The following is a 13,135-nucleotide window of genomic DNA, read 5'->3' on the forward strand; positions in this document are numbered from 1 at the left end:
TAAAATCAACCTGTTATAAACCTGGTTATGTCATTATAAAAAGCAACTGCAAACAGCAGTGCCAATATTGCCAGCCCAATACGTTGCCCCACATCCATGATGGCCTCCGAGACAGGGCTACCCTTTAAAATTTCTATCGTATAATACAGCAAATGCCCACCATCCAACACTGGTACAGGCAATAGATTCAATATCCCCAGGCTGATACTGATCAGAGCCAGGAAGCCAACAAATGATTTCCAGCCGGAATGTGCACTCTGTCCCGCATAACTCGCGATCGTCACAGGCCCGCTCACACCCTTCCACGATGCTTCGCCTGTCACCATTCTTCCCAGCATCCTGAGACTGAAGACAGAAGTTTCCCAGGTTTTATCAATGGCCTTGCGCATGGATTGCCATGGCCCATAATTCACCACCACCATCATTTTCTCCATGATGGCATCATCCACCTGAAAAGCCGCTCCAATACGCCCTGTCTTCACTCCGTTATCATCGACATTATCCGGTGTCACCACCACTTCCACTCCCCGGCCTTCACGGCTGACCCTCAGTGCCAGAGGCTGTCCCGGATGTTCGCGCACCAGTGTGACAAACTGTTCCCACTCATGAATTGACTGATCGTTAACGGTCAACACTTCATCCCCTGGCTTCAAACCGCCCTTCTCTGCAGCACTATCAGGCATAACATCCCCGATGCGTGCCGGCATAGGCAAACGATAAGGCTTCAAGCCCAGTTTTTCCAGGAAATCAGACTCGATATCTTCCTTGTCCAGGCTATCCAGCCCGAGCGTCACCGTGCGTTTCTGCTGTGCCTCGTCCTGGACCTGTATGGTCACTGCAGGTGCCTTGATTGATTCCTGCATCAATATCCAGCGGACATCAGTCCAACTTGTCACAGCCTTACCTTCAATGGCAGTAATCAGGTCATGCTGGCGCAATTCAGCCTGCGCAGCTGGTGTTGCTACAGGAATTTCCCCTAGCAACGGTTTCATGCCCGGTACGCCCTGCATGAACAACAGCCAGTACAAGAAAATAGCCAACAGCAGGTTGGCGACTGGTCCAGCTGCCACGATCGCGATACGTTTCCAGACAGATTGCCGATTAAAGGCACGGGATAACTCCGTCTCACTCAGGCCACCTGCAGGCAACTCATGCTCGTCCAGCATTTTGACATAACCGCCCAGAGGCAATACTGAAATCACGAATTCGGTCTGGTCCGCACCAAAACGCCGCCTGAAAATGGGCTTACCAAAGCCGAGTGAGAAACGCAGCACCTTGACATTGCACCAGCGTGCCACCTGGAAATGACCATACTCATGCACCGTCACCAGGATGCCAAGTGCCACGAGAAACGCAACCAGGGTCAGCATGATGGTCTCCATTGCATGGCCTGGGAGCGGGCCAGCGCATCCACTCCAATCAGTTGGGCAATCGAATTGACTGGCTCAATATGCATTGAATTCATGACGGATTCAATCAACTGTGGAATATCCTGAAAACCTATGCCTCCTTTCAGGAAAGCGTCTACCGCAACCTCGTTAGCCGCATTAAGGATGGCCGGAGCCGTTCCTCCCTGCGCCAGCGCATCGAATGCCAGACGCAAGCATGGGAAACGCGCAGTATCAGGTGCTTCAAAATCCAGACGACCCACCTGGAACAAATCCAACGCACTCACTCCAGCATCCAGTCGCTCCGGATAACCCAGGCCATAGGCAATAGGAGTACGCATATCCGGGTTTCCCATCTGCGCCAACACAGAACCATCGACATATTCAACCATGGAGTGGATCACGCTCTGCGGATGGACAACCACTTCAATCTTTTCCGCAGGAGCATTGAATAGCCAGTGAGCCTCAATGACTTCCAGCCCCTTGTTCATGAGCGTGGCAGAATCAATCGTGATTTTTGGTCCCATGACCCAGTTAGGGTGGTTCAGGGCCTGAGCAGGTGTGACTGCTTTCAGCTCGTCCACGCTTGCCTTGCGAAAAGGCCCGCCGGAGGCTGTCAACAAGATGCGTTTCACTCCCCCATCCTGCAGTGCACTCAAGCGCCTGGCCGGCATCACCTGGAAAATAGCATTATGCTCACTATCAATGGGCAGCAAAGTAGCTCCACCCTTTTCCACCGCCTGCATAAACAGGCTGCCAGCCATGACCAGCGTCTCTTTGTTGGCAAGCAGGATACGCTTACCTGCATGGGCTGCCGCAATGGCTGGCTTGAGACCAGCAGCACCGACAATAGCAGCCATGACAACATTCACATCCACATGCGATGCCACTTGCTCCAGGGCCTCGATACCTTCAAGCACTTGCGTATCGGTATCACGCAGTGCCTGCCGCAGCCTTTCCGCTGCATCCGTATCGAGCATGACCGCATATCGCGGCTGGTAGCGCCGGCATAATTCGGCCAACTCGCTCACGCGGGAGTGGGCGGTAAGCGCAAACACCCGATAACGCTCCGGATGGCGGGAAATCACATCCAGAGTATTGAGACCTATCGTGCCTGTTGCACCTAAAATCGTGACATTTTGTAGCATGGGAATTACGCGGAATACATCCACGCTTGGTAATAAAGCGGCAAATGAAGAAACAAGGCTGCCAGAGGCAGGCTGGATGTCAGCCCATCGACCCGGTCAAGAACCCCACCATGTCCGGGCAACAGTGTTCCACTGTCCTTGAAACCTGACTGGCGCTTGATCAGCGACTCGAATAAATCTCCCATGATGCTGAATACAGCAAGTATGAGGAAGCCAGGAATAATGAATAGGTTCAGGTTGAATGCCACGCACAAGGCCCAGCCATACAACCCAACTGCGACCAGGGCACCCAGCACTCCTTCCCAGGTTTTTCCGGGACTGATATGGACAGCAAGCTTATGTCTGCCGAAACGCTTGCCTGCAAAATAGGCTGCACTGTCTGCAATCCACACTACCAGCATGACAGCCAGCAATATCCAAGGAGTAATGGCACGCAGGCTTACCAAGGCCAGCCACAAAGGCAGCACCAATATCCACCCGGACAGCAACATCAGGTAGACATTGCGTATCCTGGCGCGAGACATCAGCCAGGCTGGAGCCAGCACAATCCAGAACAGGGCTGCCACGGGCAAGCCCCAGAACAAGGCATACTCTTGCAGAAACGCATTCTCAGGACCATGCCCGAATGTCAACAAAACTCCACCCAGCGCGGTAGCAGCGAGATAAAGATATTTCACGGCAGGCTTGAATCCTGCCATGTTGGACCACTCCCAGAGACCGATGATGCTGGCAGCCAACATCAACAACGACCAATATGGCTCTGGCAACAGAAACAGGGCAAGTAGGAATGCAGGAATCAAGACAGCTGCAGTTAACAGGCGGGTTTTCAACATATTCAGTTTGTTATCAGTTGTTCACTTGTTTGGCCGAACCGGCGCTCGCGCTGCTGATAGGAAATAATTGCCTGCTTGAATTCAGCTTCGTCAAAATCCGGCCATAATGTATCGGTAAAATAGAGTTCACTGTAGGCAAGCTGCCATAGGAGAAAATTGCTGATGCGCTGCTCACCGCCCGTACGGATGAACAGGTCAGGCTCAGGGGCATAATGAGTGCTGAGATAAGCAGCAAGATCATTCTCGGTGAAACTGCTGGCAAGTTCAGGCTTTTCAAGCAATAAACGCTTCATCGCCTGCATGATATCCCAGCGCCCCCCATAATTGACAGCAACCGTCAATGTCAGGCCATTGTTGGTGGCTGTCTGCTGTTCTGCTTCAGCAATACTATGTACCAGCGCAGGGTCAAATCGGGAGCAATCCCCAATCATGCGCAAACGGATATTATTTTCCGCAAGCTTTCCCACTTCCTGCTTCAAGGCTTCCATAAACAGGTTCAGCAGGAAACTGACCTCCTCTTCTGGACGGCGCCAGTTTTCACTGCTGAAGGCAAACAGGGTGAGGTACTTTACTCCATGCGCAGCACATTGGCGTACCACTTCGCGCACAACTTCCACGCCTCGCTTATGCCCGGCTGCTCGCGGAAGAAAACGTTTTTTGGCCCAACGTCCATTGCCATCCATGATAATGGCAATATGCTGGGGAACATCACCCGTTGCCGGGACAGTCTGGGTGGAGCTGGAAAAAAGTGCCACTCAATGCTCCGCGAAGATAAACACAATAAAAAATCAATCGGTGTGCGATTAAACCGCCATCAACTCGGTTTCCTTGGTTTGCAGCATTTTGTCGATTTCTGCCACGTATTTGTCAGTCAGCTTCTGCACATCATCCTGAGCACGACGTTCATCATCCTCACTGGCTTCCTTGTCCTTGACCAGCTTCTTCAAGGCATCATTGGCATCACGACGTACATTACGCACTGCAACTTTGGCATTCTCTCCCTCGCTACGCACGACCTTGATCAGGTCACGCCTGCGCTCTTCAGTCAGCATCGGCATAGGAACACGAATCACATCGCCATTAGTAGCAGGGTTTAAACCGAGATCAGAATCACGAATGGCTTTCTCCACTTTGCCTATCATGGTTTTTTCATAGGCTTGTACATTCAAGGTACGGGCATCACCAAGACTGACATTAGCAACCTGGTTGACTGCCACCATTGATCCATAGTACTCAACCATCACATGATCCAGTAATCCCGTATGCGCACGGCCCGTACGGATCTTGCTCAAATCAGTTTTCAATGCTTCAATGGATTTCTGCATTTTCTGGTCTGCAGTACTTTTTACGTCTTGTATCATGATTTCTCCTGCCTAAATTACGTGTATCTGAGTGTTACGGTAGAACGCGAGTTCCTTCGTCCTCACCCATCACGACCCGTTTCAGTGCTCCCTGACGGAAAATACTGAATACGGAAATTGGTAACTTCTGATCCCGACACAAGGTCAATGCGGTCGCGTCCATCACCTTGAGATTTTTGACAATAGCCTCATCAAACGTCAGGCTCTTGTAACGCATGGCTTCCGGATTGCGCTTGGGATCATCCGTATAGACGCCATCTACCTTGGTCGCCTTGAGCACAATGTCAGCATTAATTTCCATGCCGCGCAATGCTGCGGCAGTATCAGTGGTAAAAAATGGGTTGCCCGTGCCAGCACCAAAGATGACAACACGCCCCTCTTCCAAATAACGAATCGCCTTGCCACGAATGTATGGCTCAGCCACCTGCTCGATATTCAACGCAGACTGCACGCGACTGACCAGGCCGATATGCTTCATGGCATCCTGCAAGGCCAAGGCATTCATCACGGTGGCCAGCATTCCCATATAGTCCGCTGTTGCCCGGTCCATACCTTCAGCTGCCGGCGCAACGCCACGAAAAATATTACCACCACCAATCACTACAGCCACCTCCACGCCGAGATCAACCACCTCCTTGACCTCTTCCACGATGCGGGTAATGGTCGCTCGGTTGATACCGTAGCTGTCATCCCCCATCAGGGCTTCACCAGAAAGTTTCAATAGTATGCGTTTATAGGCGGGAGTGCTCATGGGGATCCTGATTGTTATGCAAATTGTGCAAAACGTGAGCATTCGCAGGGCAAATAGCTCACGTTCAGTTTACTACAAGGTTATCGCGGCATGCGCGATCATCCCTTAACCTTTTGCTGCAGCAGCAACTTCAGCAGCAAAGTCAGTGACAACCTTCTCAATACCCTCACCCACCACATACATGGTGAAAGAAGCAATGCTGGCATTGTTGGCCTTGAGCAATTGCTCAATGGTCTGCTTGTCGTCCTTGACGAATGGCTGGCTCAGCAAAGTCACTTCTTTAAGGAATTTCTGCACAGTACCTTCTGCAATTTTCTCCAGCATGGCTTCCGGCTTGCCGGCTTCCCTTGCCTTCTCAATGGCGACACGACGCTCTGCGTCCAGCAGTTCAGGTGCTATACCGCTGGCATCCAGTGACTTCGGCTTGGCAGCTGCAATATGCATGGCAATATCCTTGCCCAGCGCTTCATCACCACCAACTACATCCACCAATACACCAATACGGCCTCCGTGGACATAACTTGCCAGCGTGCCCTTGGCTTCAGCAGCCACAAAGCGGCGCACGGTAATATTTTCGCCAATCTTGCCAACCAATTGAGCACGCACACTCTCGACATTGCCGCCTGCAATGTTCAGTGCGGAAAGAGCAGCCACATCAGCTGGCTTCTCATCAGCTGCGACATTTGCCACTTGAACGGTGAACTCCAGGAAGTCTGCATTCTTGGCACAGAAGTCAGTTTCAGAGTTGACTTCAACAATGGCACCTACTTTGCCATCAGCCTTGATGCTAACAGCTACTACACCTTCAGCAGCGACACGGCCAGCAGCCTTGCTTGCCTTATTGCCAAAACGCACACGCAGGATTTCCTCTGCACGCGCCATATCACCCTCAGCTTCAGTCAAAGCTTTCTTGCAATCCATCATAGGTGCATCGGTACGTTCACGCAGTTCCTTGACCATACTTGCGGTAATTTCAGCCATTTTTACTCCTTACACTATAGTTTTTTGGCCTCAGGCCAGAATCAGGTACAAAAAAAGGGGGCCAAAGCCCCCTTGTAACAGGGTCTTACTCTGCCGCGGCTTCTTCAACCTCGACAAATTCTTCTTCAGACGCTGCCTTTACAATTTCATTGATGCTTTGGTTGCGACCTTCCAGTACGGCATCTGCAATGCCACGTGCATACAGACGGATCGCACGACTGGAGTCATCATTACCAGGAATCACATACGCAATACCGTCAGGGGAGTTGTTAGTATCAACAACACCGATCACAGGGATACCCAGCTTGTTGGCTTCAGTGACTGCACCACTTTCGTGGCCAACGTCGATAATGAAGATAGCGTCAGGCAAGCCACCCATTTCCTTGATACCACCGATAGAACGCTCAAGCTTTTCAACTTCACGCTTGTAACCAAGCGCTTCCTTCTTGCCGAACTTCTCGATGCCGCCATCTTGCAGCATGGCTTCATAATCATTCAGGCGCTTGATGGATTGCTTGACCGTCTTGAAGTTAGTCAGCATGCCACCCAACCAGCGATGATTGACGTATGCGCAGTTAGCACGTGATGCTTCTTCCTTGATGATTTCACGAGCCTGGCGCTTGGTGCCAACAAACAGGATGCGACCCTTGTTTGCTGCCAGTTGACGCACATACTTCAGTGAGTCCTCAAACAGGGGAAGGGTCTTTTCCAGGTTGACGATATGAATCTTGTTGCGATCACCGAAGATGTACTGAGCCATCTTGGGATTCCAGTAGCGGGTTTGGTGACCAAAGTGGACACCAGCTTCCAGCATTTGACGCATAGTAACGGACATTTCAAATCTCCAGTAAGGGTTATGCTTCCATACGCCCAACATCACCTGCATACGAGCAGGCACCCTGTACGGGGCATATGTGCAGATTTGCAGCCTGACAACATTGACAAGCTACGGGGTTTCACCTGGCAAGCATTATTCCTGCCAAGCGGGTGCGTATGCTACCATAAGCAGCTGTACGAATTCAAGGAAAACCTAGGCGCAAGCCTTGCAATACCATGGCAATCAACATCAAATCTGAAAAAGATATCGAAAAAATGCGCGTAGCCTGCAAATTGGCTGCCGAAGTACTGGATTTTATCACACCCCATATCAAGCCAGGCGTGACTACAGGCAAGCTGGATGAGCTCTGCCATGACTACATGGTCAATGTGCAAAAAACCATCCCTGCCCCGTTAAACTACGCCCCGCATGGCCATACACCCTACCCGAAATCCATCTGTACTTCAGTCAACCATCAGATCTGCCATGGCATTCCGGGTGAGAAAATACTGAAAAATGGAGATGTACTGAATATTGATATTACGGTCATCAAGGATGGTTATTACGGTGACACCAGTCGCATGTTCCATGTCGGCGAGATTTCCATTCAGGCCAAGCGCTTGTCCGACATTACTTATGACTGCATGTGGCTGGGCATTGACCAGGTAAAGCCCGGCGCGACACTGGGCGACATCGGCCATGCCATCCAGACTTATGCCGAGAAACATGGTTTCAGCGTAGTACGGGAATTCTGTGGTCACGGCATCGGCAAGAACTTCCATGAAGATCCACAAGTGCTGCATTACGGGCAGCCTGGCAAGGGAGCCGTGCTGAAGCCTGGAATGATTTTCACCATCGAACCCATGATCAATGCCGGTAAACGGGATATCAAGCAACTGGGAGATGGCTGGACTATCGTCACCAAGGATCACAGCCTGTCTGCTCAATGGGAACATACGATACTGGTTACCGATACAGGATATGAAGTCTTGACAGTATCAGCAGGTACGCCTGCAAGCCCGGCGTTCATCAAATAGCCTGTCCCATGCCCTCCTCCGGCCTCGATACCCTTGCGCGTCAATGGCGCCAGGAGCTTAGCTCCGCCCAGGCATCTCTTCGTCAGGCATTCGAGCTGAAACCTGACGTCACGCGCCTGCTGCAGGCACAATCCAGGCTCACCGACCATATCCTGCAATCGTTATGGCAGGGATTCGCGCTGGATCAGCATGCCTGCCTGGTTGCCGTTGGCGGGTATGGCCGCGGGGAACTGTTTCCGCATTCCGATGTAGATATCCTCATTTTATTGGCAGAGGATGTCCCGGAAGCCATCAATCGCAAGCTCGAGGAACTGATCGGACTATTGTGGGATATCGGGCTGGCTATCGGGCACAGCGTACGCACACTGGCTGAATGCATTGAAGAAGCACAGCGGGATGTCACGGTGCAGACCAATCTGCTGGAGGCACGCTACCTCAGTGGCAATGCAGCACTTTATGGCAACTTTGAGCAGGACATCATGTCGTCAATGGATCCAGCCGCATTCTTTGAAGCCAAAATCACCGAACAGCAGCAACGCCACGCCCGCTTCAATGATACTGCCTATAATCTGGAACCCAATATCAAGGAAAGCCCGGGAGGCCTGCGCGACCTGCAGAACATCATCTGGATTGCCCGGGCACTCAAACTCGGCAGAAATTGGCCGGAATTAGTCAAATCCCGAATCATGTCGCGGCAGGCAGCCCAGCAAGTCAGACGTCATGAACGTAACCTGCAATTACTGCGCACCCGCCTGCATTTTATGGCCAGGCGCCGCGAAGACCGGCTGTTGTTCGATTTCCAGAATGAGCTTGCCACTCAGATGGGGCTGGTTCCCCGCAAGCATAAACGTGCCAGTGAACAGCTGATGCACAGCTTTTACCAGAGCGCCAAGTTTGTCAGCCTGATCAACGAAATTCTCCTGCAGGTCCTGCGTGAGCGCCTCTATCCGCAGCAGCATACCGTCATCAGTCTGGACAGCCGGTTTGAAGCCATCAATGGTCTACTCGAAACCAAGAGCCCCACCCTGCTGTACGATGATCCATCTGCCATCCTGGAAAGTTTTCTCGTGCTGCAACAGCATCCCGAACTGCAAGGCATGGGTGCAGACCTCTTGCGCGCCCTGCACCGGACCAAGAGTGACATCACGCCACAGTTCCGCCAGGATCCCAGGAACAAGGCACTGTTCATGGAGATCATGCAGCAGCCGCAGGGCATTACACATACGCTCAAGCGTATGAGCCGCTACGGCGTACTTGGCCGCTACATCCCCGCGTTTGGCAGGGTTTCCGGCCAGATGCAGCATGACTTGTTCCATGTATACACTGTTGACGAGCACATTCTCAATGTCCTGGCCAATCTCAGGCGTTTCGCGAATCCCGCGTTTGCACATGAGTTTCCATTATGTAGCCGCCTGATCAGGGAATTTTCCAAGCCGCACCTGTTATATCTCGGCGCCCTGTTTCACGATATTGCCAAAGGCCGCGGTGGCGACCATTCAACCTTGGGCGCGGTCGATGCCCGCCGTTTCTGCAAGCAGCACAGCCTGCCCAAGGAAGATGGCGAACTGGTCGCCTGGCTGGTTGAGGCACACCTTGTCATGTCCTCTACTGCGCAGAAGTCCGATATTTCCGACCCGGCAGTGGTGGAAAAATTTGCCCAGTATGTTGGTAATGAGCAGCGGCTGGTTGCCCTCTATCTGCTGACAGTAGCCGATATCCGCGGCACCAGCCCAAAAGTGTGGAATGCCTGGAAGGCAACATTGCTGGAGAATCTGTTTCGCTCCACCCAGCGCATATTGCATGGCAGCAACATGAATGAGGAGCTCAGCACCCGCCAGCAACAGGCAAGGGAAATCCTCAGCTATTACGGGGTAAGTGAACATGCCTACCTGTCACTCTGGCAAAAGCTTGGCTCAAGCTACTTCCTGCGCCATGATGGACAACTGATTGCCTGGAACACGCGCCTGCTGCTCGCTCACGCCAATACCCAGCAACCCGTGGTTCGCGCCAGGCTCAGCCCAGCAGGCGACGGCATCCAGACCATGATCTACATGCCAGACCAGGCAGATATCTTCGTCCGCATTTGCAGTTTCTTTGGCCGCCTGGGCTACAGCATTGTCGAAGCTAAAGTCTATACGTCACAACATGGCTATGCACTGGATAACTTCCTTGTTCTTGATCAATCAGATAGAAAAATTTCCTACCGTGATTTATTAAGTTTCATAGAGTATGAACTGACACAGAAGTTATTGAGCCAGCTACCGACAGAGATACCGGCACAAGGTCGAGTCAGCCGGCAGGTCAAGCACATGCCCATCAAGCCAGTAATACTGCTCAAGCAGGAAGAGAACAGCCCTTACACCTTACTGGACATTGCCACCAATGACCGGCCTGGCCTGCTTTCCCGCATTGCTCATGTGCTGCAACAACAGCATATCCGCTTGCACACTGCAAAAATCAACACACTAGGCAATCGTGCTGAAGATACCTTCCTGATCACGGACAAGTCTGGCCGTCAATTGAGGCAAGACATCCTGGACAGGCTGGAAATCAGCCTGCGTGAACAACTCTGAGCCTATGCAGATATAAAAAAAGCCCTGCTGACCCAGCAGGGCTTTTCACTACGCGATTAACGAATTAACCGTGTTTGTAGTGCTTGCGCAGTGGCTTGACCACTTCCCAGTTGCTTTGCAAGCCAACAGGGAACACAACCAGATCACCAGGAACGATGCGTACAGGCTCGCCACCTTTTGGGGTTACCAGGATTTCGCCTTCCAGAACGTAAGCGGTTTCCTTGATACCGAAATCCAGTGGGAACTTGGACACTTCCTTTTCCCAGATAGACCAGTTTGCAACACCCAGTTCCTTCAGCTTTTCTTCGCTTGGGTTGTGCTCAATAATAATTTGGCTCATTTAAAATCCTTCATCTAAAAATTGATAAGCCACAAAGCGGCTCCACCGGGATTCTAGCATGCGTTGAATTGAACCCACAAAAAAGAGCCCTTCCCGTCTTACTTCTACACTTCTCCGGTCTGCAATTTCCATAGCTCTGCATAAGGCCCTTCTTGATGTAACAACTCCTCATGCCGACTGGCCTGCACGATCTGTCCATGATCCAGCACATAAATACAATCTGCATGCCGCACTGTAGACAAACGGTGCGCGATGATGATGCTGGTACGCCCGACCACCAGTTTATTGAGCGAGCGCTGGATGGCAGCTTCGGTTTCATTGTCCACAGCGGAGGTCGCTTCGTCGAGAACCAGGATAGGCGGATTCTTGAGAATGGCGCGCGCCAGGGCCAGCCGTTGGCGCTGCCCACCCGAGAGCTTCATGCCGCGCTCCCCAACCTGAGTTGCATAACCACCAGGCAAACGTTCGATGAACTCATGAGCTTCCGCAGCCTTGGCGGCGGCGACAATCGCATCAATGCCGGCATCTGGTTGGCCATAGGCAATATTCTCGGCAATACTGGCATCGGCAAGAAAAGTGTCCTGTGCCACATACCCAATTGCCCGTCGCAGCTGTTGCAGGTCCAGGCTGGCAATATTTTTCCCATCCAGCAGAATGCTGCCTTGTTGCGGATCATAGAATCTCAGCAGCAACTTTGTTATCGTGCTTTTTCCACCACCTGTCGCCCCGACAAATGCAATGGTTTTCCCGGCCGGAATATATAGACTCAGGCTGGATAACGCTGGCTGACCGACAGCTGGATCATAGGAGAATCCAACGTCGGAAAAACGTATTTCCCCCTTTACCTTTTCCAGTGGCAAGGCCTTGCCGCCATACTGAATTGCCACTGGCGTATCCAACAGGTTCATGACACGTTGTATCGAGGCCATGGAGCGCTGATAGAGGTCAGTCAACTCTGCCAGCCCGGTCAGCGGCCATAGCAGGCGCTGGGTCAGGTATACCAGTGCGGAATAGCTACCTACCCCAAGATCGCCATTCAGCGTCATGAAGCCTCCATACAGCAGCGTCACGGTAAACCCTGCCAGAATCGCAATCCGGATCACAGGTGTAATGGCAGCAGAGAGGCGAATTGCTTCTGCATTCCTGGCACGATAGACATCAGAAGCGCCATGAATATGCTGAGCCTCAAACTCTTCCGTTGCATAAGCCTTTACTGTAGATATTCCCTGTAAGTTATTGTTTAATCTTGCAGCCAATGCGCCAGAAGACTCCCTCACCGATGTGTAACGCTGCCAGCCTGGACTGGAACCAGAATGCGCCATACAGAATGAAAGGCACAGGAATCAGGGCCAGGAATGCCAGTTCTTTTGTCAGAAAAAAGAACACCCCACCCACCATGAGCGTGCCGAAAAAGACCTGGACCAGGCTGTTGAAGCCGCCATTGAAAAAACGCTCCATCTGGTTGATATCTTCGTTGAGGATGGCCAACAGGTTGCCGCTGCGATTGCGCTCGAAATAAGCCAGCTCCAGCTTCTGTACATGCTGGTATGCCTGCATGCGCAGCTCATGTTGCAAGTTCTGCGCGAGGTTGCGCCAGCGTACATCGTAAAGATACTGGAACAGCGACTCCCCGACCCAAATAATCACCGTCAGGATAGCCAGGAGAATCAGCTGATCCCTTGGTTCCACCACTCCCAATCCAGCCAGGAATGAATCTTTCTGGTTCACCACCACATCCACGGCAACACCAATCAGAATCTCCGGCAGGACATCAAAAATCTTGTTGAGTAAGGAATAAAATGAGGCAACCCATGCATCCCTCTTGTATTGACGTGCATGTGTGAAAAGTCTTTTCAGGGGGTGCATGGGTATAAAATATTGAAACAAAGTTGAATTTTAGGACATG

Annotated in this window: 13 protein-coding genes; 2 read left to right on the forward strand and 11 right to left on the reverse strand. The window is 51.8% G+C overall.

Features of this window, described 5'->3' with window-relative positions; translation table 11 throughout:
• Positions 1 to 5: 5 nt before the first annotated feature.
• The 8 genes from rseP to rpsB all read right to left on the reverse strand — a co-directional run bounded on the left by rseP (position 6) and on the right by rpsB (position 7,297).
• Complete coding sequence (gene rseP, locus CHB59_RS07005; protein WP_089375518.1) at positions 6 to 1,370, reverse strand: RIP metalloprotease RseP; 1,365 nt, start codon at positions 1,368 to 1,370, stop codon at positions 6 to 8.
• Positions 1,364 to 2,536 (reverse strand): 1-deoxy-D-xylulose-5-phosphate reductoisomerase, encoded by a 1,173-nt coding sequence (gene ispC, locus CHB59_RS07010; protein ID WP_089375624.1) that lies wholly within the window; start codon positions 2,534 to 2,536, stop codon positions 1,364 to 1,366. Before ispC ends, rseP begins: the two co-directional genes overlap by 7 nt.
• 5 nt (positions 2,537 to 2,541) lie before the next feature.
• Positions 2,542 to 3,369 carry a phosphatidate cytidylyltransferase gene (locus CHB59_RS07015; protein WP_089375519.1) on the reverse strand — a complete coding sequence of 276 codons (828 nt, stop codon included), beginning with the start codon at positions 3,367 to 3,369 and terminating at the stop codon, positions 2,542 to 2,544.
• A 2-nt stretch (positions 3,370 to 3,371) separates the two neighbouring features.
• Positions 3,372 to 4,124, reverse strand: a complete 753-nt coding sequence (locus CHB59_RS07020; protein ID WP_089375520.1) for an undecaprenyl pyrophosphate synthase — start codon at positions 4,122 to 4,124, stop codon at positions 3,372 to 3,374.
• A gap of 48 nt (positions 4,125 to 4,172) precedes the next feature.
• Positions 4,173 to 4,730 (reverse strand): ribosome recycling factor, encoded by a 558-nt coding sequence (gene frr / locus CHB59_RS07025; protein WP_089375521.1) that lies wholly within the window; start codon positions 4,728 to 4,730, stop codon positions 4,173 to 4,175.
• A gap of 34 nt (positions 4,731 to 4,764) precedes the next feature.
• On the reverse strand, positions 4,765 to 5,481 hold the full coding sequence (gene pyrH / locus CHB59_RS07030; RefSeq protein WP_089375522.1) for a UMP kinase: 717 nt from the start codon (positions 5,479 to 5,481) through the stop codon (positions 4,765 to 4,767).
• A 105-nt stretch (positions 5,482 to 5,586) separates the two neighbouring features.
• The gene (gene tsf, locus CHB59_RS07035; RefSeq protein ID WP_089375523.1) at positions 5,587 to 6,462 is read right to left on the reverse strand and encodes a translation elongation factor Ts; all 876 of its coding nucleotides are present in this window, start codon (positions 6,460 to 6,462) and stop codon (positions 5,587 to 5,589) included.
• 85 nt (positions 6,463 to 6,547) lie between these two features.
• Positions 6,548 to 7,297 (reverse strand): 30S ribosomal protein S2, encoded by a 750-nt coding sequence (gene rpsB / locus CHB59_RS07040; RefSeq protein ID WP_089375625.1) that lies wholly within the window; start codon positions 7,295 to 7,297, stop codon positions 6,548 to 6,550.
• A gap of 218 nt (positions 7,298 to 7,515) precedes the next feature.
• Between rpsB and map the strand changes: the two genes are divergently transcribed.
• Positions 7,516 to 8,316: a type I methionyl aminopeptidase gene (map, locus tag CHB59_RS07045; RefSeq protein ID WP_089375524.1), complete on the forward strand. Its 801-nt coding sequence runs from the start codon at positions 7,516 to 7,518 to the stop codon at positions 8,314 to 8,316.
• A gap of 8 nt (positions 8,317 to 8,324) precedes the next feature.
• The gene (locus tag CHB59_RS07050) at positions 8,325 to 10,889 is read left to right on the forward strand and encodes a [protein-PII] uridylyltransferase (protein ID WP_089375525.1); all 2,565 of its coding nucleotides are present in this window, start codon (positions 8,325 to 8,327) and stop codon (positions 10,887 to 10,889) included.
• Between the two features lie 64 nt (positions 10,890 to 10,953).
• Here the strand turns inward: CHB59_RS07050 and CHB59_RS07055 are convergent, their stop codons facing one another.
• The 3 genes from CHB59_RS07055 to CHB59_RS11815 form a co-directional block, all read right to left on the reverse strand.
• A complete protein-coding gene (locus tag CHB59_RS07055; protein ID WP_089375526.1) occupies positions 10,954 to 11,229 on the reverse strand; it encodes a cupin domain-containing protein in 276 nt (91 codons plus the stop codon).
• 104 nt (positions 11,230 to 11,333) lie between these two features.
• Entirely contained in the window at positions 11,334 to 12,551 is a 1,218-nt protein-coding gene (locus CHB59_RS11810; protein WP_281252022.1) for an ABC transporter ATP-binding protein, read from the reverse strand.
• The gene (locus CHB59_RS11815; protein ID WP_281252023.1) at positions 12,463 to 13,095 is read right to left on the reverse strand and encodes an ABC transporter transmembrane domain-containing protein; all 633 of its coding nucleotides are present in this window, start codon (positions 13,093 to 13,095) and stop codon (positions 12,463 to 12,465) included. The genes CHB59_RS11810 and CHB59_RS11815 overlap by 89 nt, the downstream gene beginning before the upstream one ends.
• Positions 13,096 to 13,135: the final 40 nt, after the last annotated feature.

Source organism: Methylobacillus rhizosphaerae (genome assembly GCF_900187985.1).
Taxonomy (GTDB): domain Bacteria; phylum Pseudomonadota; class Gammaproteobacteria; order Burkholderiales; family Methylophilaceae; genus Methylobacillus; species Methylobacillus rhizosphaerae.

Excerpts from the sequence above, each read along its gene's own strand:
- tsf (WP_089375523.1), bottom strand. The coding sequence starts at position 6,462 with ATGGCTGAAATTACCGCAAGTATGGTCAAGGAACTGCGTGAACGTACC.
- CHB59_RS07050 (WP_089375525.1), top strand. The coding sequence starts at position 8,325 with ATGCCCTCCTCCGGCCTCGATACCCTTGCGCGTCAATGGCGCCAGGAG.
- CHB59_RS07055 (WP_089375526.1), bottom strand. The coding sequence starts at position 11,229 with ATGAGCCAAATTATTATTGAGCACAACCCAAGCGAAGAAAAGCTGAAG.
- pyrH (WP_089375522.1), bottom strand. The coding sequence starts at position 5,481 with ATGAGCACTCCCGCCTATAAACGCATACTATTGAAACTTTCTGGTGAA.
- frr (WP_089375521.1), bottom strand. The coding sequence starts at position 4,730 with ATGATACAAGACGTAAAAAGTACTGCAGACCAGAAAATGCAGAAATCC.
- CHB59_RS07015 (WP_089375519.1), bottom strand. The coding sequence starts at position 3,369 with ATGTTGAAAACCCGCCTGTTAACTGCAGCTGTCTTGATTCCTGCATTC.
- CHB59_RS11815 (WP_281252023.1), bottom strand. The coding sequence starts at position 13,095 with ATGCACCCCCTGAAAAGACTTTTCACACATGCACGTCAATACAAGAGG.
- CHB59_RS11810 (WP_281252022.1), bottom strand. The coding sequence starts at position 12,551 with ATGGCGCATTCTGGTTCCAGTCCAGGCTGGCAGCGTTACACATCGGTG.
- ispC (WP_089375624.1), bottom strand. The coding sequence starts at position 2,536 with ATGCTACAAAATGTCACGATTTTAGGTGCAACAGGCACGATAGGTCTC.
- map (WP_089375524.1), top strand. The coding sequence starts at position 7,516 with ATGGCAATCAACATCAAATCTGAAAAAGATATCGAAAAAATGCGCGTA.
- rpsB (WP_089375625.1), bottom strand. The coding sequence starts at position 7,297 with ATGTCCGTTACTATGCGTCAAATGCTGGAAGCTGGTGTCCACTTTGGT.
- rseP (WP_089375518.1), bottom strand. The coding sequence starts at position 1,370 with ATGCTGACCCTGGTTGCGTTTCTCGTGGCACTTGGCATCCTGGTGACG.